23 protein-coding genes are annotated in these 21,927 nt (G+C 67.1%); 11 read left to right on the plus strand and 12 right to left on the minus strand.

Annotated elements, in window-relative coordinates; genetic code table 11:
• The first annotated feature begins 39 nt into the window (after positions 1-39).
• Genes LZ585_RS12750 through LZ585_RS12775 form a run of 6 tightly spaced genes read left to right on the plus strand, consistent with a single transcriptional unit; the run spans position 40 to position 6,133 of the window.
• Entirely contained in the window at positions 40-1,023 is a 984-nt protein-coding gene (locus LZ585_RS12750; protein WP_234853908.1) for a BMP family lipoprotein, read from the plus strand.
• Positions 1,024-2,634, plus strand: a complete 1,611-nt coding sequence (locus tag LZ585_RS12755; protein ID WP_390625071.1) for an ABC transporter ATP-binding protein — start codon at positions 1,024-1,026, stop codon at positions 2,632-2,634.
• Positions 2,635-3,198, plus strand: a complete 564-nt coding sequence (locus tag LZ585_RS12760) for a hypothetical protein (RefSeq protein WP_234853910.1) — start codon at positions 2,635-2,637, stop codon at positions 3,196-3,198. It abuts the gene before it with no gap.
• Positions 3,199-3,202: 4 nt separating this feature from the next.
• Positions 3,203-4,297 (plus strand): ABC transporter permease, encoded by a 1,095-nt coding sequence (locus LZ585_RS12765; protein WP_234853911.1) that lies wholly within the window; start codon positions 3,203-3,205, stop codon positions 4,295-4,297.
• Positions 4,297-5,349 carry an ABC transporter permease gene (locus LZ585_RS12770; protein WP_234853912.1) on the plus strand — a complete coding sequence of 351 codons (1,053 nt, stop codon included), beginning with the start codon at positions 4,297-4,299 and terminating at the stop codon, positions 5,347-5,349. Before LZ585_RS12765 ends, LZ585_RS12770 begins: the two co-directional genes overlap by 1 nt.
• Complete coding sequence (locus LZ585_RS12775; RefSeq protein ID WP_234853913.1) at positions 5,333-6,133, plus strand: purine-nucleoside phosphorylase; 801 nt, start codon at positions 5,333-5,335, stop codon at positions 6,131-6,133. Before LZ585_RS12770 ends, LZ585_RS12775 begins: the two co-directional genes overlap by 17 nt.
• Before the next feature lie 63 nt (positions 6,134-6,196).
• Here the strand turns inward: LZ585_RS12775 and mnmH are convergent, their stop codons facing one another.
• Together mnmH and LZ585_RS12785 are read right to left on the minus strand one after the other, a co-directional pair.
• Positions 6,197-7,288 carry a tRNA 2-selenouridine(34) synthase MnmH gene (mnmH, locus tag LZ585_RS12780; protein WP_390625072.1) on the minus strand — a complete coding sequence of 364 codons (1,092 nt, stop codon included), beginning with the start codon at positions 7,286-7,288 and terminating at the stop codon, positions 6,197-6,199.
• On the minus strand, positions 7,248-7,808 hold the full coding sequence (locus LZ585_RS12785; protein ID WP_234853915.1) for a L,D-transpeptidase: 561 nt from the start codon (positions 7,806-7,808) through the stop codon (positions 7,248-7,250). The genes mnmH and LZ585_RS12785 overlap by 41 nt, the downstream gene beginning before the upstream one ends.
• A gap of 404 nt (positions 7,809-8,212) precedes the next feature.
• Here LZ585_RS12785 and LZ585_RS12790 point away from each other — a divergent pair, with 404 nt between their 5' ends.
• Complete coding sequence (locus LZ585_RS12790) at positions 8,213-10,465, plus strand: heavy metal translocating P-type ATPase (RefSeq protein WP_234853916.1); 2,253 nt, start codon at positions 8,213-8,215, stop codon at positions 10,463-10,465.
• Positions 10,462-11,088, plus strand: coding sequence for an arylesterase (locus tag LZ585_RS12795; RefSeq protein ID WP_234853917.1), 627 nt, complete (start codon positions 10,462-10,464; stop codon positions 11,086-11,088). The genes LZ585_RS12790 and LZ585_RS12795 overlap by 4 nt, the downstream gene beginning before the upstream one ends.
• On the opposite strand, the gene LZ585_RS12800 is transcribed toward LZ585_RS12795, so the two are convergent.
• From LZ585_RS12800 to meaB, 5 genes are all read right to left on the minus strand, one after another.
• Positions 11,085-11,546, minus strand: a complete 462-nt coding sequence (locus tag LZ585_RS12800) for a copper chaperone PCu(A)C (protein WP_234853918.1) — start codon at positions 11,544-11,546, stop codon at positions 11,085-11,087. The two genes, LZ585_RS12795 and LZ585_RS12800, sit on opposite strands and share 4 nt — an antisense overlap.
• 16 nt (positions 11,547-11,562) lie before the next feature.
• Positions 11,563-11,913 carry a hypothetical protein gene (locus tag LZ585_RS12805; protein ID WP_234853919.1) on the minus strand — a complete coding sequence of 117 codons (351 nt, stop codon included), beginning with the start codon at positions 11,911-11,913 and terminating at the stop codon, positions 11,563-11,565.
• Positions 11,914-12,009: 96 nt separating this feature from the next.
• Positions 12,010-12,297: a 50S ribosomal protein L28 gene (gene rpmB, locus LZ585_RS12810; RefSeq protein ID WP_234853920.1), complete on the minus strand. Its 288-nt coding sequence runs from the start codon at positions 12,295-12,297 to the stop codon at positions 12,010-12,012.
• A 136-nt stretch (positions 12,298-12,433) separates the two neighbouring features.
• On the minus strand, positions 12,434-13,480 hold the full coding sequence (locus LZ585_RS12815) for a bifunctional transcriptional activator/DNA repair enzyme AdaA (protein ID WP_234853921.1): 1,047 nt from the start codon (positions 13,478-13,480) through the stop codon (positions 12,434-12,436).
• 68 nt (positions 13,481-13,548) lie between these two features.
• Entirely contained in the window at positions 13,549-14,517 is a 969-nt protein-coding gene (gene meaB / locus LZ585_RS12820; RefSeq protein WP_234853922.1) for a methylmalonyl Co-A mutase-associated GTPase MeaB, read from the minus strand.
• A 66-nt stretch (positions 14,518-14,583) separates the two neighbouring features.
• Here meaB and LZ585_RS12825 point away from each other — a divergent pair, with 66 nt between their 5' ends.
• The 3 genes from LZ585_RS12825 (at position 14,584) to LZ585_RS12835 (ending at position 17,105) form a co-directional block, all read left to right on the plus strand.
• On the plus strand, positions 14,584-14,931 hold the full coding sequence (locus LZ585_RS12825) for a thioredoxin domain-containing protein (protein ID WP_234853923.1): 348 nt from the start codon (positions 14,584-14,586) through the stop codon (positions 14,929-14,931).
• Positions 14,932-14,999: 68 nt separating this feature from the next.
• Positions 15,000-16,292: a serine--tRNA ligase gene (gene serS, locus LZ585_RS12830; RefSeq protein WP_234853924.1), complete on the plus strand. Its 1,293-nt coding sequence runs from the start codon at positions 15,000-15,002 to the stop codon at positions 16,290-16,292.
• A gap of 66 nt (positions 16,293-16,358) precedes the next feature.
• Positions 16,359-17,105: a hypothetical protein gene (locus tag LZ585_RS12835; protein ID WP_234853925.1), complete on the plus strand. Its 747-nt coding sequence runs from the start codon at positions 16,359-16,361 to the stop codon at positions 17,103-17,105.
• Here LZ585_RS12835 and der read toward each other — a convergent pair.
• The 5 genes from der to LZ585_RS12860 all read right to left on the minus strand — a co-directional run bounded on the left by der (position 17,102) and on the right by LZ585_RS12860 (position 21,777).
• Entirely contained in the window at positions 17,102-18,586 is a 1,485-nt protein-coding gene (gene der, locus LZ585_RS12840) for a ribosome biogenesis GTPase Der (protein WP_234853926.1), read from the minus strand. The genes LZ585_RS12835 and der overlap by 4 nt on opposite strands.
• On the minus strand, positions 18,583-19,908 hold the full coding sequence (locus tag LZ585_RS12845) for a PQQ-like beta-propeller repeat protein (protein ID WP_234853927.1): 1,326 nt from the start codon (positions 19,906-19,908) through the stop codon (positions 18,583-18,585). The genes der and LZ585_RS12845 overlap by 4 nt, the downstream gene beginning before the upstream one ends.
• 33 nt (positions 19,909-19,941) lie before the next feature.
• The gene (locus tag LZ585_RS12850) at positions 19,942-20,610 is read right to left on the minus strand and encodes a hypothetical protein (protein ID WP_234853928.1); all 669 of its coding nucleotides are present in this window, start codon (positions 20,608-20,610) and stop codon (positions 19,942-19,944) included.
• 123 nt (positions 20,611-20,733) lie between these two features.
• Positions 20,734-21,333 (minus strand): superoxide dismutase, encoded by a 600-nt coding sequence (locus tag LZ585_RS12855; protein ID WP_234853929.1) that lies wholly within the window; start codon positions 21,331-21,333, stop codon positions 20,734-20,736.
• A 195-nt stretch (positions 21,334-21,528) separates the two neighbouring features.
• Complete coding sequence (locus tag LZ585_RS12860; protein ID WP_234853930.1) at positions 21,529-21,777, minus strand: hypothetical protein; 249 nt, start codon at positions 21,775-21,777, stop codon at positions 21,529-21,531.
• Positions 21,778-21,927 lie beyond the last annotated feature (150 nt).

Genomic DNA, 21,927 nt, shown 5'->3' on the forward strand with positions numbered 1-21,927 from the left:
CGGCTTGAATCGCGCGCAACAACAGGATGAGGTTTCCTTATGTCCCTGACGAAATCGCTGCTTGCGGGCGTGGCGCTGACGGCATTGACGGGCGCTGCGGCGCTGGCCGAACCGGCGCTGATCTTCGACCTTGGCGGCAAGTTCGACAAGTCCTTCAACGAGGCGGCCTTCACCGGCGCGCAACGCTGGGCCGAGGAAACCGGCGGCACCTACAAGGAACTGGAAATGCAGTCCGAGGCGCAGCGCGAACAGGCGCTCCGCCGCCTGGCCGAGACGGGCGCCAACCCCATCGTGATGACCGGATTCGCCTTTGGCGACGTGCTGAACCAGGTCGCCCCCGATTACCCCGATACCCAGTTCGCCATCATCGACATGGTGGTGGAACAGCCCAACGTCCAGTCGATCGTCTTTACCGAGGAACAGGGCAGCTATCTGGCCGGGATCATGGCGGCGCAGGCGTCGAAATCCGGCACCGTGGGCTTTATTGGCGGCATGGACATCCCGCTGATCCACAAGTTCGAATGCGGCTTTGCCCAGGGCTTCAAGGCTGCCAAGCCTGACGGAACCGTCCTGATCAACTATACCGGCACCACCCCCGCCGCCTGGAACGACCCGGTCAAGGGGGGCGAGCTTGCCAAGGCCCAGATCAGCCAGGGCGCCGACGTGATCTATGCGGCGGCGGGCGGCACCGGCATCGGCATCCTGCAAGCCGCCGCCGACGAGGGGATCCTGTCGGTTGGCGTGGACAGCAACCAGAACCACCTGCATCCGGGCAAGGTGCTGACCTCGATGGTGAAACGCGTGGACACGGCGGTCTATGACGCGTTCAAGAACGGCGTCGAGCCGGGCGTCAAGGTTCTAGATCTCAAGGCCGAGGGCGTGGACGTGGCCATCGACGACAACAACAAGCCGCTGATCACGCCGGAAATGCAGGCCGCCGTGGACGAGGCGCGCGCGGGGATCGTCGGCGGGGAAATCGCGGTCCATGACTACATGACCGACAACGCCTGCCCGGTCCAGTAGATGGCGGCGATGGCGCAGACACAGGGGCGGCCCGAAACGGCCGCCCCTGCGGCGATTGAACTGCGCGGCATTTCCAAGGCCTTCGGCCCCGTGCAGGCCAACCGCGACATCCACCTGCGCGTGGAACGCGGCACCATTCATGGCATCATCGGTGAAAACGGCGCGGGCAAATCGACGCTGATGTCGATCCTCTACGGCTTCTACAAGCCCGACGCGGGCGAGATTCTGGTGGGCGGCCGGCCCCTGACCATCACCGACAGCCAGACCGCGATCCGTGCGGGCATCGGCATGGTGTTCCAGCACTTCAAGCTGGTAGAGAATTTCACCGTTCTGGAAAACATCATCCTAGGGGCCGAGGAAGGGCGGTTGCTGCGTCAGTCGCTGTCCAAGGCGCGCGGCGTCCTGCGGCAACTGGCGCAGGATTACGAATTGAACGTCGATCCCGATACCCGCATCGAAGACCTGTCCGTCGGCCACCAGCAGCGGGTGGAGATCCTCAAGGCGCTGTATCGCCAGGCCGACATCCTGATCCTGGACGAACCCACCGGCGTGCTGACCCCTGCCGAGGCCGACCACCTGTTCAGCATCCTGGAAGGCCTGCGGGCCGAGGGCAAGACGATCATCCTGATCACCCACAAGCTGCGCGAGATCATGGAGATCACCGACACCGTATCCGTCATGCGGCGAGGAGAGATGGTGGCGTCCGTCAGGACGGCGGAAACCAGCCCCGAACAGCTTGCCGAACTCATGGTGGGCCGCAAGGTCTTGCTGAACGTGCAGAAGGCGCCCGCGACACCCGGCAAGCCGGTCTTGGAAATCCGCAACCTGCGCATGGTCGATGCGGCGGGTGTGGAACGGCTGCGCGGCATTGATCTGGACATCCGGACGGGAGAGATTCTGGGGATCGCCGGCGTGTCCGGCAACGGGCAGACCCAGCTGCTGGAAATCCTGGGCGGATATCCCGAAAAGGGCAGCACGCTGTCGGGCGAGAGCCGCGTGAACGGCGCCCCCCTTCCCCTGGGCGGCACCGCCTGCAACGCCGCCGAACGCCGCCGCCGAGGCATTGGCCACATCCCCGAGGATCGCCAGGCCGAAGGCCTGATCATGGATTTCGCGGCTTGGGAAAACGTGGCCTTCGGATACCACGACGCACCGGAATACGGGCGCGGCCCGCTGATGGACCGCGACGCCATCCGCCGCGATGCCGAAGGCAAGATCGCCCGCTTCGACGTCCGCCCGCCCAGTTGCGATCTGGCCGCACGCAACTTTTCCGGCGGCAACCAGCAGAAGATCGTCGTCGCCCGGGAAATCGAGCGCAACCCCGAACTGCTTCTGATCGGCCAGCCGACGCGAGGCGTTGACATCGGCGCGATCGAATTCATCCACAAGCGCATCGTGGAACTGCGCGACGCGGGCAAGGCGATCCTGTTGGTGTCCGTCGAACTGGACGAGATCCTGTCGCTGTCCGACCGCATCGCGGTGATGTTCGACGGCCGCATCATGGGCGAACGCCTGCCCGGCCAGACGACGACGGGCGACCTGGGCCTGTTGATGGCGGGCGTTGACGCCGATGCCCACCCCCAGACCCAAGACCTTTCCCGGGAAATGTGAATGACGCCTGCCCGTATCGCCTGCCTTCTTTCCCTCCTCCTCGCTGCCGGCTGCAGCACCGTGCCGATGCCCCGGATGCCCAAGATGGACATCTGGCCCGATGGCGCGGCGCCCGACCGCCTGGTCATGGCGGCCGAGGCCCGCGCCCAGACCCGCGCCCGCAACCAGGACGGCAGCTGGGCCGTGGCGGATCCGATCAAGGGGTCAGATTACCAGCAGGACTTTGGGTCGAATTGCGTGACCGACGCGCGCGGCACCGCCTGCGCGGACCATGCCCCGGTGGAAATGCCCGCCGGGGCCGCAACCGCGCCCCAGGTCACGGGCCGCGTCGCCATCGCCTTTGCCGCCCTGTCCGACGGCAGCCGCTGCACAGGAGAGGCGCGACAGGGCCAGTCACGGTCTGATGAAAACCTGCTGGCCGTGCGCGGCTATCCCGGCGCGGGCGGCGCGGTCCCCCGTGCCCGCAGCTTGGCCCGCATGGCGGGCAACGGCGACGCGATCGGCTGGGATCAGATTGCCGATGCCCGCAGCTTTCTGGCGCTGTGTCACGGCATGAGGGGCTAGGCCGATGGAAAAGATGCCGAAATGGGCCGATGTGATCCTGACACCGCTGATCTCGCTGGTGCTGGCGATGGCGATTTCGGCGCTTGTGATCCTGGCCATTGGCGAAAGCCCGGTCGAGGCGCTGACGACGATGATCGACGGGGCGCTCGGCTCCAGCTATGGCTGGGGCTTCACGCTCTATTATGCGACGAACTTCATCTTCACCGGGCTTGCGGTGATGGTCGCCTATCACGCCAGCCTGTTCAACATCGGCGGCGAAGGACAGGCCGCCATGGGAGGCCTGGGCGTGGCCCTGGCGCTGCTGCTTCTGCCCTTGCCGCATTGGGCGCTTGCCCTGCCCGCCGCGATGGTGGGCGCGGCGCTGTTTGGCGCGGCCTGGGCGCTGATCCCTGCCTGGCTTCAGGCGAAACGCGGCAGCCATATCGTGATCACCACGATCATGTTCAACTTCATCGCCGCCGCCGCGCTGAATTACATCCTGGTGAACCTGCTGCGCCCGGTGGGCAGCATGGACCCGGCCTCGGCCCGCTTTCCCAACGAAACGCGCCTGCCCAAGCTGTCCGACATGGCGCTGAGCTTTGGCTTCGAATGGGGCAAGAACACGCCCGTCAACATCAGCTTCTTCGTGGCCGTGATCGCCTGCGTTCTGGTCTGGCTGCTGATCTGGCGGTCGCGCTTGGGATTTGAAATCCGTGCCTTTGGCAAATCCGAACCCGCTGCCCTTTATGCAGGCATCAATCCGGTCCGCATCACGGTGATCGCCATGCTCATATCCGGCGGGCTGGCCGGGATGATGGCCATCAACAGTGTCATGGGAGAGGCCGAGCGCCTGGTCCTGAACGCGGTCGAGGGCGCGGGCTTCATCGGCATCGCCGTGGCCCTGATGGGCCGCAACCATCCGCTGGGCGTGTTCCTGGCAGCCCTGCTGTTCGGGTTCCTGTATCAAGGCGGGGGCGAACTGGCGTTGTGGACCAGCATCCCGCGCGAGTTGATCATCGTGATCCAGGCGCTTGTGATCCTGTTCACGGGCGCCTTGGACAACATGGTGCGGATGCCGCTGGAACGGATGTTCATGGCGATGCGGAAAAGGGGCGCGTGATGGATCTGAACACCGTCCTGCAAATCCTCGACAGCGCGGTGCGGCTGATGACGCCCTTGCTGCTGGCCTGCCTCGCGGGGCTTTATTCCGAACGCGCCGGGGTCTTCGACATCGGGCTGGAAGGCAAGATGCTGATGGCCGCCTTCAGCGCCGCCACCGTGGCGGCGCTGACCGGCAATGTCTGGCTGGGCGCCTGCGCAGGGCTTCTGGGCGCACTGATGCTGTCGGCGATCCATGGCATCGCCTCGATCACCTTCCGGGGCAACCAGTTGATTTCGGGCGTGGCGATCAACTTCCTCGCCTCGGGGCTGACGGTGCTGCTGGGGCAAAAAATCTTCGGCCTGGGGGGACGCACCCCCAGCCTGACGCCGGGGGCCGAACTGGATGCGCAGGTTTCCCCCTTCCGCACCTGGCTGTCGGGCGTGACCGGCCCGGACGGCGCGGCGGCCCTGACGGCCACCCCGCGCTTTGGCGAAATCACCCTGCCCCTGGCCGAGACGCTGCGGGGCGTGCCGGTCATCGGCCCGCTTTATGCCGAGGTGATCTCGGGCCATACGATCCTGGTCTATGTGGCCTTCCTGATGGTGCCGCTGACCTGGTGGGTGCTGTATCGCACGCGCTTCGGGCTGCGGCTGCGGGCAGTTGGCGAAAACCCCGCCTCGGTCGATACGGCGGGCGTGTCGGTGACGCGGCTGCGCTTTGCCGCCGTGGCGATTGCGGGGTTGCTGTGCGGGCTGGCGGGGGCCTACCTCGCCACCGGGCTGTCGGCGGGATTCGTCAAGGAAATGACCGCCGGGCGCGGCTTTATCGCCTTGGCGGCGCTGATCTTCGCCAAGTGGCGGCCGTGGGGGGCGCTTGGGGCGACCTTCCTCTTCGGTCTGCTGGAGGCCATCGCCAACCGTTATCCGAACCTGGATCTGGGCGTGATCACCGTGCCGTCGATGTTCATGAACGCCCTGCCCTATATCCTGACCGTCATCATCCTTGCCGGTTTCGTCGGCCGCGCCATTCCGCCCCGCGCCGGAGGAGAACCCTATGTCAAAGAGCGTTGAGCTGGCCCGCCTGATCCGGGATCGCGCGGGCGACCAGCCGCCGGAATACGGGCTGATCCTGGGATCGGGCCTGGGGCACCTGTCCGGCACGGTGGACGGGGTGGCGATCCCCTATGACGACCTGCCGGGCTTTCCCCATGCGGGCGTGTCGGGCCATATGCCGCAACTGGTGATCGGCCAGTTGGAAGGCCGCCGCGTTGCGGTCTTTGGCGGCCGGTCGCATTACTACGAATCGGGGCGTGCCGATGCCATGCGGCTTCCGCTGGAAACGCTGGCCGCCCTTGGAACCGACAAGCTGATCCTGACCAACGCCGCCGGATCGCTGCGCCCCGACATCCCGCCGGGCGACCTGATGCTGCTGGACGACCACATCGCCTTCGCCGGCACCAATCCCCTGATCGGAGAGCCGACCGACGCCCGCTTCGTCCCCATGACCGACGCCCATGACGCGCGCCTGCGCGCCGCCCTAACCCAGGCCGCCCAAGACGAAGGTATCGAGCTTCCGGGTGGCGTCTATTGCTGGTTCTCTGGCCCCAGCTTCGAAACCCCGGCCGAGATCCGCGCCGCGAAAATCCTCGGCGCCGATGCCGTCGGGATGTCCACCGTCCCGGAAATCATCCTGGCCCGCTTTCTGGGGCTTCGTTGCGCCGCCATTTCGGTCATCACCAACATGGGCGCGGGCCTGTCTGACGAATCCATCAGTCACGACCACACCAAGGCCATGGCCCCTTTGGGCGCAGCCAAACTGGAACGCATCCTGCGCCGCTTCTTGCGCGACGCCTGACGTTTCTTCTTCATTCAAATATCCCCGCCGGAGGCTCCTGCCCCGGCAACCTGCGCCAAGGCTTCAGTTTAGGCGCGCCAGTGCCGCCTCGACCTGCGCCGCGGCTGCGTCCAGATCATGCAAGGCATCAAGCACGACGACCGCCCGTTCACGCTCGGCATAGCGCATGCGGTGCCTCAGATAGCGCGGGTCGTAATGATCGCGCAGCAATCCTTCGGCCAGACCGCGCCAGTCCTGCGTGGCGACTGCGGCGCGCCAGCCTTCGATCCGCTCGGCGGGATGGAGAAGTGACAGCGCGGAAACGATCGTCTCGACCCGAGCAGGATCGTCCACCATGTCGCCATAGGTCGCGGCTGTGTAACCCGCCCGCGCCGCAACCGGCACGTCCAGCCGCAGCCGGGGTGCGGCGCAGATCGCCTGCCACAAGGATTTCGGCACCACGATATCGCCGATGCGGCTGCTTTCGGCCTCGACGACGACGGGACGGGACGGGTCCAGCCCTTCCAGGACGACCGCCAGGCGCCCCTCGAACAGCTTCTGGCTAGGCTGGCCCTGGGGCTGCCCGCCGAACAGGCTGCCCCGATGGTTCGCCAGGCCTTCCAAGTCGATCACCTGCCAGCCTCGCTTGGCCAGCCGCGCCAGGATTGCGGTCTTGGCGCTGCCGGTATTGCCGTCCAGCACGATCACCGGGGCGGGAACGGGCCGGTTCTGCACCCGGTCCACCACAAGCGCGCGCCAGGCCTTGTAGCCGCCCTCGATCCGGTCCACGCGCCAGCCGATCTGCGACAGGATCGTGGCAAAGCTGCCCGAGCGCTGTCCGCCGCGCCAGCAATAAACCAACCCGCGCCAGCTTCCGTCACGGTCCGCCAAGGGCCCGGCAATATGGCGCGCGGCATTGGCGGCAACCATGGCGCCGCCCAGCTTGCGCGCATCGAAGGGGGAAACCTGCTTGTAGATCGTGCCCACCCGCGCCCGTTCGCCGTCGTCCAGCACGGGCAGGTTGATCGCGCCGGGCAGGTGATCCTCGGCATATTCCAAGGGCGATCTGACATCGACGATGTCATCGAACCCCGCCAGCGCGGGATCCAACAGGCGCGTCAGCGTCAGGGCCAAGTCAGTAGACGTAGACCGGCGCCCCGATCGGAACCTGGTCATACAGCGCCATCACCGCCTCGTTGCGCATCCGCAGGCAGCCGTTCGACACGGCGCGGCCGATGGAACCCGGTTCGGTCGTGCCATGGATGCGGATCGCGGTGTCCTGGCCTTGGGCGTTATACAGATACAGCGCCCGCGCGCCCAACGGGTTCTGCGGCCCGCCCGGCATTCCGTTGGCCCATTTGGCGTATTGCTGCGGCTTGCGCTTGATCATGTCTTGGGTGGGCGTCCAGGACGGCCATTCGACCTTGCGGCCCACGGTGGCGCGGCCCTTCCAGACCAGCTCGGCCGTGCCCACGGCCACGCCATAGCGGACCGCCCGGCCCGGCGCGATGACGTGATACAAGAAGAAGTCCTTGCTGACGACGACGATGCTGCCGACCTCGAAATCCTCGCGGATGGCGACCTCGGTCGGGGCATAGGGATCGCGGGCCGCTTCTTGTGCGAACACCAGCGAGGGGGCGAAATAGGCGGCGGCCATCAGCGGCACGGCCAACGACATAAGCTCACGGCGGTTCATGGTGATCCTGTCAATCTCGTGTTCTTCTGCTCTGGCAACGCGCATAGCAAGGGTAAGGTCCATCTGGCAACTCACGACGACGTATCAAAGGCTGGAAATAGGCCTTGACCCCGGGCTGCCGCAGACACATCTGCAAAAGATGGTTCACGTCATGCCCCCCTGCTGCCATGCCAGGCGCCGTCCCCTGCGGCGGCCCGCGCATCTGTGCCGGGGCCAAGGCGACCGCGCTTGCCGCTGTCACCAGGATGCGCGCGTGACCGTTGCCCGGCCCCGGCACGCGCCGCGCACCGACCCGCGCGCGCTGATCGCCGCGCAATTCCCGCGACAGGCCCCCAGGCGCCCGCAGGCGCCGCCCCGTTTCCTGATCCCGTCCTGCACCCTTCGCACGATCTCAGGAAACCGTCATGACCGTTCAATCCACTGACCTGCCCGTTCCAGGCAACCCGTCCGACCTGATCACCACTCGCCTGTCCATCCAGGGGATGAGCTGCGCCGCCTGTTCGGGCCGCGTCTCGCGCGCGCTGTCCGCCCGTCCCGGCGTGGCGGATGCGCAGGTCAACCTGCTGGCCGGCACCGCGAGCATCCGCCACGAACCCACCCTGTCGCCCGCCGACCTGGCCCAAGCCGTGACCAAGCTGGGCTATCCGGCAGCCATCCCGCAAGAAGCCACGCGGGTTCGGACGGAAAACGAGGCCGCGACGCTGAAGCGCGCCTTCCTGGCCGCCCTCGCCCTGACCCTGCCGGTCTTCGTGGCGGAAATGGGCGGCCATCTGATCCGCGGCTTTCACCACTGGCTGCATGGCCTTGTCGGCACTGCGCCGCTGAACTGGATGCAGATGATCCTGACCGCCGCCGTGCTTGCCGGGCCGGGCCGGCGGTTCTTTGCGACAGGTATCCCGGCCCTGCTGCGCGGCGGCCCTGAAATGAACAGCCTTGTGGCGCTCGGGTCCGGGGCGGCGTTCCTGTATTCGGCGGTCGTGGTGCTGGTCCCCGGCCTGATCCCGCCCGCATCCCGCCATGTCTATTTCGAGGCTGCGGCGGTGATCGTCACCCTGATCCTCATGGGCCGCTGGCTCGAGGCGCGGGCCAAGGGCCAGGCAGGCGCCGCGATCCGCGCCCTGATCGAACTGGCGCCCGACCGCGCCACTGCCCTGCGCGACGGAAAGCCCGTTCCCATGGCTGTCACCGATCTGTGGCCGGGCGATCTGGTCCTGCTGGCACCGGGCGAACGCGTGGCCGTCGATGGCATCGTGACCGAAGGACGGGGCCATGTCGACGAAGCCATGCTGACCGGGGAACCCGTTCCCGCCGAAAAATCCCCCGGCGATCCCGTCACGGGCGGCACGGTGAACGGCAGCGCCGCGCTGACCTATCGCGTCACGGCCACCGGATCGGACACCACCCTGTCCCGCATCGTCGCCATGGTGGAAGGGGCGCAGAACGCCCGCCTGCCGGTGCAGGCCCTGGTGGACCGGATCACCCGCGTCTTCGTGCCCGTGGTGATCGGACTGGCCTTGCTGACGGTCCTGGTGTGGCTGGTCTTCGGTCCCGACCTGGCCCACGCGGTCGTGGCAGGCGTGGCCGTGCTGATCATCGCCTGCCCCTGCGCGATGGGCTTGGCGGTTCCGGTATCGATCATGGTCGGCACAGGCAGGGGCGCGCAACTGGGCGTGCTGTTCCGCCGGGGCGAGGCCTTGCAGCGCCTGTCGAACGCCCGACTGATCGGCTTTGACAAGACCGGCACCCTGACGCGCGGGCATCCCGAATTGGTTGCGATCCATGTGGACGGCATTTCCGAAGACGACGCCCTGCGCCTTGCCGCGGGTGCCGAGGCGCGGTCGGAACACCCCCTGGGCGCGGCCATCGTCGCGGGCGCGGTGTCGCGCGGCCTGGATCTGCCGCCCGCGGCCGAGGTCCGGGCCACGGCGGGGCGCGGCCTTACAGGCCTGGTCCAGGGGCATCGCCTGCTGATCGGCAATCTTTCCGCGCTGGCCGAAAGCGGCATCGACGCGGCCCCCAGACTGCGCAATGCCGCCGAAGACATGGCCCGCCAAGGCGCCACCCCCGTTTATCTGGCTGTCGATGACCGCCATGTTGCCAGCTTTGCCTTGGCCGACCGAATCCGCGACGAGGCGCCGGACACCATCGACACTTTGCACCGCATGGGCCTGAAAACCGCCATGCTGTCGGGCGACGTTCCCGCCACGGCCCAGGCTGTGGCCGGGCAGCTTGGCATCGACCATGTGCAGGCGGGCCTGATGCCCGGAGACAAGCTGACCGCGATCGGCGACATGGGCGCGGGATCGGTTTTCGTGGGCGACGGCATCAATGACGCACCCGCCCTTGCCGCCGCCGAAACCGGCATCGCCATCGGCACCGGTACCAGCATTGCCATCGAATCGGCCGATCTGGTGCTGATGTCGGGCGACCTGGGGGGCGTTCCGCGCGCCATCCGCCTGTCGCGCGCAGTGATGCGCAACATCCGCCAGAACCTGTTCTGGGCCTTTGCCTATAACACCGCGCTGATTCCGATCGCCATGGGTGTGCTGGTGCCGTTCGGCGGGCCGCAGCTGTCCCCCATGCTGGGGGCTGGGGCCATGGCGCTGTCGTCGGTCTGCGTGGTAGGCAACGCCTTGCGGCTGCGGGGTGTGCGATGATCGGGCGCCGCGGGCTGCTGGCCGGGACGGGCGCCATGGCCCTGGCAGGCGCCGCCCCGCCGCGCCCGCGCGTGCTGGCCTTTGGGGACAGCCTCTTTGCGGGCTATGGCGTGGCGCGGGGCGCGGGAATGGTGCCGCAGTTGCAGGCATGGCTGGATCGCAACGGCCCCCCGGCACGGATGGTCCCGGCGGCGCTGTCGGGCGACACCACCTATGGCGGGCGCGTTCGGATCGGGCTGTCGCTGCGCCGCCACCGCCCCGATGCGGTCATTGTCGAACTGGGTGGCAACGATATGCTGCTGGGCTGGTCCGCCGCGCGGGCCGAGGCGAACCTGGACGCGATCCTCGCCCAGGCCGGTCAGGGCGGGCGCCCGCTGTTGCTGGTCGGCTTGAACCCTATCCCGGGCGAGCAGGCCTGGCGGCAAGCGTGGCGGGCGATCTGGCCGCGCCTGGCGGAACGTCACGGTGCGGTGCTGCTGCCCAGCCTTTACGCGCCCATCGCAGCCCTGCCCAAGGCCGATCACCGCAGCTATCTGCTGGCCGACGGCGTCCATCCGAACGCCGCGGGCATCAGGCTGATGGCCGCGGCGCTTGGACCGAAGGTTCAGCAGATGCTGGGCTAGTGGCCCTTGTGGGCGGCAGTTGCCTCGGCCTCAGCGGCGCGGTCGTTGTCCACCGCAGCCTCGACCTGCTGGGTGCCGCAATCGCCGAAATCGAGCGTCAGGGCAACGCTGTCGCCCTGGGCCAAGGGCGAGGTCAGCCCCATCAGCATCACATGGTCGCCGCCGCGCGCCAGCGCGTGTTCGCCGCCTGCGGGAATGGCAATGCCGCCCTCGATCTTCTGCATCTTCATCACGCCGTCGGCCTCGGCATGGGTGTGCAGTTCGACCATCTCGGCGGCGCTTGATGAAACGCCGGTCAGGCGGCATTCCACCTTGCGGTGGTTTTCGACCACCAGGAAAACGGCGCCCGTCTGCGGATTGGCGCTGCGGGCATAGGCGTCGCGGATGGCCAGCCCGTCATGGGCAAATGCGGCAACAGGGATAAGGGCCGCGGTTGCGGCAAGAATGATGCGGATCATGATTTCGTCCTTTGTGTCAAACAGGGAATGGTTCGGAAATCCCTGGTGACGGAGGACTGCGCGCCGCCGGACGCGCCGATGGACGCCCCTGCGCATGAAGAACAAGGCCGGGCCGCTTCAGCCCAGCAGGAACGAGGGACAGCGCCAGATCCAGCGGTCCCCCCGGCAGGGCGGACAACAGCGACAGCGCCATGTCGGGGCAGACCTGCGTTTGCCGCGTCCCGTCAGGGTGATCGACGATCACCACGCCATGACCCGTGCACAGCACGACCTGTTCGGCGCGCACCACGGTCCCGCGCGCCGCGCCCAGGCCGATGCCGGTCAGGACAAGGCACAGAATCAGCGCAAGATGGACCGGGCGTTTCATGGCGCGACCATCCATGATGCGCGGGGTAAAGGCAATCGATACGCAAAAACCCCGCCGCAGGAACGACGGGGCATATTGCCGCAATCAGGGCGCCAATCAGGCCTGTGCTTCGACCTTGGCGATCTCGCGCTTGATCTTCAGGGCGCGGTCCGACAGTTCGGTATCCTTGGCCTTTGCCAGAAAGGCGTCCAGCCCGCCACGGTGATCGACCGAACGCAGAGCAGCCGCCGAGATGCGCAGCGAATAGCCGCGGTTCATCTTTTCCGACGTCAACGTGACCTCGTTCAGGTTCGGCAGGAACCGGCGGCGGGTCTTGTTGTTGGCGTGGCTGACGTTGTTACCGCTCATCGGGCCTTTGCCGGTCAGTTCGCAGACGCGCGACATGGTGTTGATCCTTCGTCTTTGCTATGCGGGCGGTCCCGGCAGGGGTTCCGTCCCAAAGTGAAAAGGCGCCGCGAGGCAGCGCCCTGAAATCCGTTTGCGCGTCCCTAATGGAACCTGCGCAGGCCGTCAACCCGAATCAGGCATAGCGACGCTCGATCCCGATCAGCTTTTCCTTGCGCCACAGCCCGCCCGCATATCCGGTCAGCGTGCCGTCCGCGCCGATCACCCGGTGGCAGGGCACGACCAGGGCGATGCGGTTCGTGGCATTGGCGCGGGCGACGGCGCGGGTGGCCGTGGGGCGGCCAATGGCATGGGCAAGCTGGGCATAGCTGCGCGTCTGGCCTGCGGGGATATCCTGCAAGGCGCGCCAGACCTGCTGCTGGAACGGCGTGCCGTGCAGGGTGACGGGAACATCCAGGCGTGGCGCCCGGCCCGCGAAATAGGCTGCAAGCTGCGCCTCGGTCAGGTCATGGGTGGCGGTCCGGCCCAAGCCCACGCGGCCGCCCACATGGGTGGACAGGCGCCGCAGTCCATCGGGCAGGGCCTTGCGGTCGATGAATTCCAGCAAGTGCAGTGCCTGGTCGTCACAGATGGCGATCATGCCGCCCAAGGGGGTGTCGATCCAGTCGGCCAGCAAGTCCGACCCTTGCCGCATCTGGTGCGGGGCATGGCCGAACAGCCGTGCAAAAGCCCCACGAAAGCCCGACGCCGAATCAAACCCGGCCTCCAACTGTGCGTCGATCATCGCCGATCCTTTCGCCAGGCGGCCCATTCCCCCCTTCAGCCGGGCGGCGCGGGCCATGTCCAGGAAGCTTTGCCCGAAATGACGCTTGAACGCACGGCGCACGGTCGAGGGGTCGTGCCCAAGCGCCAGCAGGTCGGATTCGGACCAGCGATGGCCGGGCCTGGCTTCCAGGCGCGCGATCAGGTCGCCCACCAGGGCATCGCCCTCGGCCGTGGGGCCAAGCGGATAACAACGGCGGCAGGGCCGGAATCCCGCCGCCTGCGCCGCATCGGGCGTGGCGAACCAGCGGCAATTCTGCGGCAAGGGCTTTCGGGCCGGGCAAGTCAGGCGGCAAAAGATGCCGGTGGTCGTCACGCCAACCAGGGCGCGGCCTTCCCAGGCCGGATCGCGCGCCAGCAGGGCGGCATAAAGCGTGTCGGTATCGGGCAAATCCAGCATGACGTTTCCCCCTGTCCATGCCCGACACTAACCGATTCGCCGCCGCCATGGGCCGCAAAATCGGGCGTTTATTCCTGCCGCGCCAACCAGTCCAGCATGGCGTGCGCCGCATCGGCCGGGGCTTTGCTGCCGCCCGCCACGGCATCGCCCAGACAGGCCAGCCGGTCGCGCGCGGCAGCCGTTTCCAGCCGCGCCAACAGGCCTTCGCGCACGTCGGCCACGAACCACTGCCGCGCTTGTTCCGCCCGATTGGATGCGAAATGGCCCTGGTCCCGCCGCCACCCGGCCAAGGCCTGCATCTGGTCCCAGGCGCCCGCCAGCCCGTCGCCCGTCGCGGCCGATACCGGCAGCGCCTTGGGAAAGCCCTGCGGATCCTGGGGACGCCTGCGCAACAGCCGCAACGCGCCTGCATAATCGGCCACCGTGCGGCGCGCGGTGCCCAGCAATTCGCCATCGGCCTTGTTGACCAGGATCAGGTCGGCCATTTCCATGATGCCGCGCTTGACGCCCTGCAATTCGTCGCCCCCCGCCGGGGCCAGCAGCAGCACGAACAGGTCGCACATCTCGGCCACAAGGGTCTCGGACTGGCCCACCCCCACGGTTTCGATCAGGACCACGTCATAGCCCGCCGCCTCGCACAGGCGGATCGCCTCGCGCGTGCGCCGTGCCACGCCGCCAAGCTGCGCGTTGGAAGGCGTGGGGCGGATGAAGGCCATGGGGTTGCGGGCCAGCGTCTCCATCCGGGTCTTGTCGCCCAGAATGGACCCGCCGGACCGGGTCGAGGACGGATCGACCGCCAGCACCGCCACGCGCAAGCCCTGTTCGGTCAGCATGGTCCCGAACGCCTCGATAAAGGTGGACTTGCCCACGCCGGGCGTGCCTGACAGCCCGATGCGCAAGGACTGGCGGTCGGGCAGGTCGGCCAGCAGCGCGACCGCGCGGGCGCGATGGTCGGGGCGTGTCGATTCGATCAGCGTGATCGCCCGCGACAGGGCGCGCCGGTCGCCTGTGACCAGGGGTTCCAGAAGCTTGTCCATGGATCAAAGGGATAGGGGGGCGGGGACCGATTGCCAAGCCTTCGCCGCACCGTGATAATATCTGCCATGACTCGCATCCTTGCCGCCCTTGCCCTTGTGCTGTTCGCCCTGCCCGCTGCCGCTGGCCCGCTGCGCCTGCTGATGGTCGAGAAACAGGGCTGCGTTTATTGCGAAGCCTGGGACCGCAACATCGGGCAGGGATACGCCGCGACGAATGCGGGCCGCGCGGCCCCCCTGATGCGGGTGGATATCCATGGTCCCTACCCCGACGGTCTGGCCCTGGCCCGGCGCCCCTTCGTCACGCCCACCTTTATCCTGCTGGACGGGGGATCCGAGGTCGGCAGGCTGGAAGGCCACATGACCGCCCCGCAATTCTATCCGGCCCTGTCAGCCCTGCTGGAGCAGGCGCGATGAGCGGGCTTTCCCAGGTGCCGCGCATCGGCTAGGCAACGGCCAGCATTCTTTCAGCGACGGTGACGATCATGCATGACATCCGTGCCATCCGGGAAAACCCCGCAGCCTTTGACGCGGCCTTGTCGCGGCGCGGGCTTGCCCCCCTGTCGGACCGCATCCTGTCGCTGGATGCCGATCGCCGCGCACGGATCGTTGCGGCGGAAACCGCCCAGGCCGACCAGAACCGCGCCAGCAAGGACGTGGGTGCCGCCAAGGCGCGGGGCGACGATGCCGAGTTCGAGCGTCTGCGCGGGCTTGTGGCCGAGAAAAAGGCCGACATCACCCGGATGCAGGCCGAGGTATCCCTGCTGGATGGCCGGTTGCGCGACCTGCTGATGGAGATTCCCAATTTGCCCCTGGACAGCGTGCCCGACGGCGCGGACGAGGCGGACAATGTGGAACTGCGCCGCTGGGGCAGCCCGCGTGCCTTCGATTTCACCCCTGTCGAGCATTTCGAGATCGCGGGCGTGCGACCCGGCATGGATTTCGAGACAGCCGCGAAACTGTCGGGAAGCCGCTTCGTGGTGCTGAAGGGCGGCGTGGCACGCATCCACCGGGCGCTTGCCCAGTTCATGCTGGATCTGCACATCACCCAGCATGACCTGCAAGAAACCTGGACCCCGGTGCTGGTCCTGGAAAACATGATGGTCGGCACCGGCCAGTTGCCGAAGTTCGGCGAGGACAGCTATCTGACGCGCGAGGGTTATTGGCTGATCCCCACCTCCGAGGTGACGCTGACCAACACTGTGCATGGCGATCTTGTGGAACACGCCACCCTGCCCCGCCGCATGGTCGCGCATTCCCAGTGCTTCCGGTCCGAGGCCGGCAGCGCAGGCCGCGATACCACCGGAATGCTGCGCCAGCACCAGTTCGAGAAGGTCGAGATGGTCTCGATCACGGATGGCGACACGGGCGTGGCCGAACATGACCGCATGACCCGTTGCGCCGAGGCGGTGCTCGAAGGTCTGGAGCTGCCTTATCGCACCATTGTCCTGTGCACCGGCGACATGGGTTTTGGCGCGCGCATCACCCATGACATCGAGGTGTGGTTGCCCGGCCAGGACAAATACCGCGAAATCAGCAGCGTCAGCTATTGCGGCGACTTCCAGGCGCGGCGGATGAACGCCCGTTACCGGTCGGACCAGACCGGCAAGCCGGAATTCGTCCATACGCTGAACGGGTCGGGCCTGGCCGTAGGCCGCGCACTGATCGCCGTCTTGGAAAATGGCCAGCAGGCGGATGGGTCGGTGATTCTTCCTGCCGCGCTGCACCCCTATCTGGGCGGGGCGACGATGCTGGGGGCGGACGGCGGGCTGGGCTGACGTGAAAACAATCCGCGGTCTGTCAAGTTTACCGAAACTGGGCCGCCGACCGAGGCGTTGGCAGTCATGGCGCGAACGGCGGACATCTTTTATCTTGGATCGGTGACGATCTTTGTCGCCAGCGGGCTGTCGCTGGCGACACTGGGCCGGCCTGCCGTGCAGATCGTCACGCCCGACCTGTTCCAGGGACCAAGCTATGACCTGTTCGGGAACGGCATCGCCGTTCCGATGGCCACCCTGCCGCAGCTTTACGTGCAGCCGCAGAACCTGCTCATGTGGGCCTTGCTGATCGTGTTGTGGGGATTGCTGCTGCTGGACGGGGTCGGGCAATACCTGGATCCGTCCGACCATGGGCCCCACCCTGCCTGGCACCCGCTGAGCCTGGCCCTGATGGGCGGGGCGGCCTGGCCCTGGCTGGCGGGCCTGCACAAACCCTTGGCGACGCTGGGCGCGCTTTTGATGCTGGCGGCGGCCCTGTCGGGAGCGATCCGCGCGCGCGGCCAGCGCCGACCCGCCCCCGCCTTTCTCGCGGGGTGGAGCGTGGCCCTTGGCACCGCGACCGTCGCCACCCTGATCGGCGTACCCTTGTCCCTGACCACGCCACAGACTGCCATCCTGGCAATCCTGCCCGGCGCGGTGATCGGCATGATCGCCCAGGAACGGCTGGAAAGATCGCTGGGCTTTTCGCTGGCGATCATCTGGGCCTTTTGCGCGGTCGCCATTTCGACCATGGGCAGCAGCCCCGGTGTAGCCCTGGCCGCGATCATCGGCATATCGGGCATGGGCGTCGTGCTGGTGCGCGCGGCGACCTAGGCCCCCTTGGGCTTTTGCCGGTTCTTGTGCTTGGACAAGGCACCAGACTGGCTGATCTTGTTGGCCTTTTCCTTGAAGGGATTGTCGCCCCCCTGGTCGCGGAAGAACAGCCGGATCGGGGTGCCGGGCATATCGAAATCCTGGCGCAGGCCGTTGACCAGATACCGCTGATAGCTGTCCGGCAGCTTGTCGGTATGGGTCGCCTTGACCACGAAGGCCGGGGGCCGGGTCTTCACCTGCGTCATGTAGCGCAGCCGGATCCGGCGCCCGCCGGGCGCGGGGGGCGGGTGGCTTTCGGTCATGGCCCCCAGCCACTGGTTCAGGCGCGCGGTCGAAATGCGGCGGTTCCAGACCTCGTGCGCCTTGAGGATCGCGGCGTGCAGCCGGTCCAGCCCCTTGCCGGTGCGCGCGGACACGGTGACCAGGGGTGCGCCCTTCAACTGCGGCAGCAGCTTTTCGAAGTTCGCGCGCAGCTCGTTCAGTTTCTGCGGCTTGTCGTCTTCCAGATCCCACTTGTTCGCGGCCACCACGACCGCCCGACCCTCGGTTTCCGCAAAGTCGGCGATGCGCAGATCCTGCTGTTCAAAGGGGATCGCCACATCCAGAAGCACCACGACGACTTCCGCAAAGCGGACGGCGCGCAACCCGTCGGCCACCGACAGCTTTTCGACCTTGTCCGTGACCTTGGCGCGCTTTCGCATCCCGGCGGTGTCGAAGATGCGCATGGGCGTGCCCATGAACTCGGTCGCGACGCTGATCGAATCGCGGGTGATCCCGGCCTCGGGTCCGGTCAGCAGCCGGTCCTCGCCGATGATCTTGTTGATCAGCGTGGACTTGCCCGCATTGGGCCGCCCGATTACCGCCAGTTGCAACGGACGCGCGGCAGACGGGCGCCAATCCTCGGCCCCTTCGCCGCTCTCGGCATCGGCCTCGGACAGATCCACGTCGGTTTCGGCGGCGACCGGGGTCGGCCGTTCAGCCTCGATCTGGTCGGATAGCGGCATCAGGACGCGATACAGGTCGTCCATCCCCTCGCCATGTTCGGCGGAGATGCGCAGCGGCTCTCCCAGGCCCAGGCCCCAGGCCTCCATCGCGCCGGATTCGCCTGCCCGGCCTTCGGCCTTGTTGGCGGCGACGATCACGTGTTTCGCACGCTTGCGAAGGATATCGGCGAAATATTCGTCCGCTGCCGTCACGCCGATGCGCGCGTCGATCACGAACAGGCAGACATCGGCCTCGTCCACGGCACGCTCGGTCAGGCGGCGCATCCGGCCTTGCAGGCTGTCGTCCTCGGCCATTTCCAGGCCGGCGCTGTCGATCACGACAAAGCGCAGGTCGCCCAGCCGGGCGGCGCCTTCGCGCAGGTCGCGGGTGACGCCGGGCTGGTCATCGACCAAGGCCAGGCGCTTGCCGACAAGGCGGTTGAACAGGGTCGATTTGCCGACATTGGGCCGACCGACGATGGCGAGTGTGAATGTCATCTGAATGCGTGCAATTGGCCGCTGCGCGAGACGACATAGATCGTCTGGCCCGCAACGGCAGGGGCGGCGGCGGCACCGCCGGGGATTTCCGCCTGGCCAGTCAGGGCGCCGGAATTCGGGTCGAAGACCCGCATCACCCCGTCCGAGGACACGACGAACAACCGTCCCCCGGCCAGCACGGGGCCGAAATGGGCATGGATCCGGTCCTGCCTGCGGATGCGTTCGGTTGTGTAATAGGGCATGGGGACGCGCCAGATCACGCCGCCGGTCGCGGCGTCCAGCCGGATCAGTTCGGCCTGGTCGTTGACGGCGAAGACCGACCCGCCCGCCACGACGACCGGGCTGTTGGCCCCGTCGCGCGCGGACCAGGCCTCGATTCCGCTGTCCAGTTCGACGGCGTTGATGCGGCCCGACGAGGTGCCGCCATAGACCACGTTGCCCGAAATCACCGGATCGCCGGTCACGTCGCGGATATTGGCAATGGCGCGCCCGATCCGTATCCCGCCGATCTGAGCGGTCCAGAGCGTTGCGCCGGTTTCGCGATCGGCTGCCAGAAGCTGGCCGGATGCAAAGGGGAAGACCACCGTATTGCCCTGGATCGCCGGGACAGACACACCCATCACCCCTGCGGTCGAGGGCGTGCCCGAAGTCTGCCACAGCACCTTGCCATCGGCCGCGCGAACCGCCCAGCCGATGTCGTTGCGCCCCAGGACATAGACCGTGCCGTTCTGCACTGCCGGACCGCCGCCGATCGGCGCATCGACCCGCTGGCGCCACAGCACGCGGCCCGAGGCCGCATCAAGCGCGACCAGTTCGCCAAAGCCGCTGGTCGCATAAACACGCCCGCCCTCATAGGCAAGGCCGCCGCCCGACACGCTGTCGCGGGTTTCCAGGGCCGGGGCGATGTCGCTGGTCCAGGCGGTGGCGCCGCCGGTGGTCGTCGCGGTCACGCGCGTGCGGCTGTCCAGCGTGAAGACCAGCCCGCCCCCCACGACGGGGTCGGCGCTGATGCGATGGCGCTTGCCGCTGCCGTCGCCGATATTCGCGGTCCAGATGCGGCTGGTTCCCGCGCCCACGGCCAGATGCCCCGGCTGATGCGCGGCATTGCCCGCCCGATGCGTCCATTCAGCATTGGCAACAGGTGCCGCCAGCGACAGCGCGGTCGAGGTGACGGGCGCCGGGCCATCGATGGCGGGACCATCGGGCGAGGTCACGGCCAGCGGATCCAGCCTTTGGCCTGGCAGGATGGTGTCCCGTTCGCCGCAAGCCCCCAGGCCCAGCGTGGCCGCCAGGGCCAGGGTCAGTCGCAGCGTGGCGGTCATTCCTCGCCTCTCCCTCGTATCTGTCATTGGCGATCAGCCCGCGGGCATATTGTCGGACGGTTCCGGTTCAAATCCCAGGGCGATCATCATCTCGGACAGGCGCAGGCGCAAGGCCTCGGTCGTGCCGTCCTTTTGCTGGATCTGGCGGATCAGGTTCACCGCGTCATCGGGCCGGCCTGCGCCGACCAGGGCGATGGCCTTTTGTTCCAGGGCCAGCAGTTCGAACGGCGCCCCGGCGTGGGACAAGCGCGACAGGATCTCGTCGCGTTGCGCGGGGTCCATCGCGTCGCCTTGCAGCATCACCAGCTTCAGTTCGGCAAGGTCATGCAGGACTGTTCCCGCCGCGGCATCGCCTGCCACATTGCGCAGCGCATCGGTTGCAGCAGCGTCGTCGCCCTTGTCGGACCATTCCGAGGCCGCGATCATCGCGCCCAGAATGCGGCGGGATTCGGCGCCCTGCGGATCGACCCCCATGATCGCCGCCGGATCGCCCGAGCTTTCTGCCGCCAGAACGGCATCGCCCCAGGCCTGCGCCCGCGCCTGGTCCCGTGCCTGGCTGTATTCGCGCCAGACCACGCCCGCAACGATGCCCAGGATCACCAGGCCGGCCACCCAGCCCCAGCGGCGGAACAGCCGAAACAGGCGTTCGCGGCGCAGGTCGTCAAAGACCTCGTCGATGAAATTGTCGTTCTGGTTGGCCATGTCCCGCATTCCGCAGTGTCTTGCGCGTTGTCTTATACCGGCACGGGCTGAAAAGCCAATGGGGCCTTGCAGAAGGCAAAAGGCCCGGCACAGCGGCCGGGCCTTGCAAGGCGGTGCAGGGGGTTACATCCGCGAAGCGACGTTTTCCCAGTTCACCAGGTTCGACAGGAAGTTTTCCAGGTATTTCGGCCGCGCGTTGCGGAAGTCGATGTAATAGCTGTGTTCCCACACATCGCAGCCCAGCAGCGCCGTCTGACCATGGCAGAGCGGGTTCACGCCGTTCTCGGTCTTGGTCACTTCCAGCCCGCCGCCTGCGGACTTGACCAGCCAGACCCAGCCCGACCCGAACTGGCCCACGCCGCCTTCGGTGAATTTCTTCTTGAAATCATCGACCGAGCCGAAGGATTCTGTGATCGCCTTTTCCAGCTCGGACGGCATGGCACCGGGCTTAGGCGTCATCATTTCCCAGAACTGCGCGTGGTTCCAATGCTGGCTGGCATTGTTGAAGATGCCGTTCTGCGCCACCGCGCCCTTTTGATAGGTGCCCTTGACGATGTCCTCCAGCGACTTGCCGTCCCATTCGGTGCCCGAGACCAGCTCGTTCAGCTTGTCCACATAGGCCTTGTGGTGCTTGTCGTGGTGGTATTCCAGCGTTTCCCTGGACATGCCGCCTTCGGCCAGTGCGTCATGCGCATAGGGAAGATCAGGAAGCGTGAAAGCCATTTTTCTGTCCTTTCGTAAGGGATTGAACCTTTGGGTCCGGCGCACAGTCCCGCATTCATCTGATCAACGCAAGGGGAATGGCCGGGTTCCTGACCATGCTGGCGGACCCCGGAACGGCGAGGGCCGGGGGCTGGCTGCCCCCGGACCCCCGCGGATATTTAGGCCAAGGCAAAAGCCTTGGCGGGCCTTCGCGGCTCAGTTGGCCGGGGCCGTGCCCGGCGCGGCAGGCTCGACCTCGACCGCATCGTCGACGGCGGTGTCGGCGGGCGTCGTGGTGGTCGTGCCGGCAGGTGCCGTCGTGGTGGCGGTGCCTGTGGTCGGGTCGCTGGTCGCGGTCGCGTCCGTCGCCGTGTCGTCGCCCGACATGAAGAAGAACAACAGCGCCACCACAACGACGATGGCGCCGATAATGATATACATGCGATTGCTGTTGGGTTCGGCCATTCTTTTCCCTCTCGGTTCAACATTCCACACCCGGACAATGAGGGCCAAGCACTTCTGGTTCCCGCGCAATTCCCAATGCGCGGGTTCATGGTCAATGTGTCACACCCCGCAGTTGCGGGGGTCCAGGCCGAATGCGACAGGCTGGCGCTT

Source organism: Paracoccus everestensis (assembly GCF_021491915.1).
In the GTDB taxonomy this organism is placed as follows: domain Bacteria; phylum Pseudomonadota; class Alphaproteobacteria; order Rhodobacterales; family Rhodobacteraceae; genus Paracoccus; species Paracoccus everestensis.

Coding starts and splice junctions, on each gene's coding strand:
- meaB (WP_234853922.1), bottom strand. CDS start 14,517: ATGGACAAGCTTCTGGAACCCCTGGTCACAGGCGACCGGCGCGCCCTG.
- LZ585_RS12800 (WP_234853918.1), bottom strand. CDS start 11,546: ATGATCCGCATCATTCTTGCCGCAACCGCGGCCCTTATCCCTGTTGCC.
- LZ585_RS12825 (WP_234853923.1), top strand. CDS start 14,584: ATGACTCGCATCCTTGCCGCCCTTGCCCTTGTGCTGTTCGCCCTGCCC.
- LZ585_RS12850 (WP_234853928.1), bottom strand. CDS start 20,610: ATGGCCAACCAGAACGACAATTTCATCGACGAGGTCTTTGACGACCTG.
- LZ585_RS12790 (WP_234853916.1), top strand. CDS start 8,213: ATGACCGTTCAATCCACTGACCTGCCCGTTCCAGGCAACCCGTCCGAC.
- LZ585_RS12785 (WP_234853915.1), bottom strand. CDS start 7,808: ATGAACCGCCGTGAGCTTATGTCGTTGGCCGTGCCGCTGATGGCCGCC.
- LZ585_RS12855 (WP_234853929.1), bottom strand. CDS start 21,333: ATGGCTTTCACGCTTCCTGATCTTCCCTATGCGCATGACGCACTGGCC.
- LZ585_RS12770 (WP_234853912.1), top strand. CDS start 4,297: ATGGATCTGAACACCGTCCTGCAAATCCTCGACAGCGCGGTGCGGCTG.
- LZ585_RS12775 (WP_234853913.1), top strand. CDS start 5,333: ATGTCAAAGAGCGTTGAGCTGGCCCGCCTGATCCGGGATCGCGCGGGC.
- LZ585_RS12845 (WP_234853927.1), bottom strand. CDS start 19,908: ATGACCGCCACGCTGCGACTGACCCTGGCCCTGGCGGCCACGCTGGGC.
- LZ585_RS12760 (WP_234853910.1), top strand. CDS start 2,635: ATGACGCCTGCCCGTATCGCCTGCCTTCTTTCCCTCCTCCTCGCTGCC.
- LZ585_RS12835 (WP_234853925.1), top strand. CDS start 16,359: ATGGCGCGAACGGCGGACATCTTTTATCTTGGATCGGTGACGATCTTT.
- mnmH (WP_390625072.1), bottom strand. CDS start 7,288: ATGACCAGGTTCCGATCGGGGCGCCGGTCTACGTCTACTGACTTGGCC.
- LZ585_RS12805 (WP_234853919.1), bottom strand. CDS start 11,913: ATGAAACGCCCGGTCCATCTTGCGCTGATTCTGTGCCTTGTCCTGACC.
- LZ585_RS12750 (WP_234853908.1), top strand. CDS start 40: ATGTCCCTGACGAAATCGCTGCTTGCGGGCGTGGCGCTGACGGCATTG.
- der (WP_234853926.1), bottom strand. CDS start 18,586: ATGACATTCACACTCGCCATCGTCGGTCGGCCCAATGTCGGCAAATCG.
- serS (WP_234853924.1), top strand. CDS start 15,000: ATGCATGACATCCGTGCCATCCGGGAAAACCCCGCAGCCTTTGACGCG.
- LZ585_RS12755 (WP_390625071.1), top strand. CDS start 1,024: ATGGCGGCGATGGCGCAGACACAGGGGCGGCCCGAAACGGCCGCCCCT.
- LZ585_RS12765 (WP_234853911.1), top strand. CDS start 3,203: ATGGAAAAGATGCCGAAATGGGCCGATGTGATCCTGACACCGCTGATC.
- LZ585_RS12860 (WP_234853930.1), bottom strand. CDS start 21,777: ATGGCCGAACCCAACAGCAATCGCATGTATATCATTATCGGCGCCATC.
- LZ585_RS12815 (WP_234853921.1), bottom strand. CDS start 13,480: ATGCTGGATTTGCCCGATACCGACACGCTTTATGCCGCCCTGCTGGCG.
- rpmB (WP_234853920.1), bottom strand. CDS start 12,297: ATGTCGCGCGTCTGCGAACTGACCGGCAAAGGCCCGATGAGCGGTAAC.
- LZ585_RS12795 (WP_234853917.1), top strand. CDS start 10,462: ATGATCGGGCGCCGCGGGCTGCTGGCCGGGACGGGCGCCATGGCCCTG.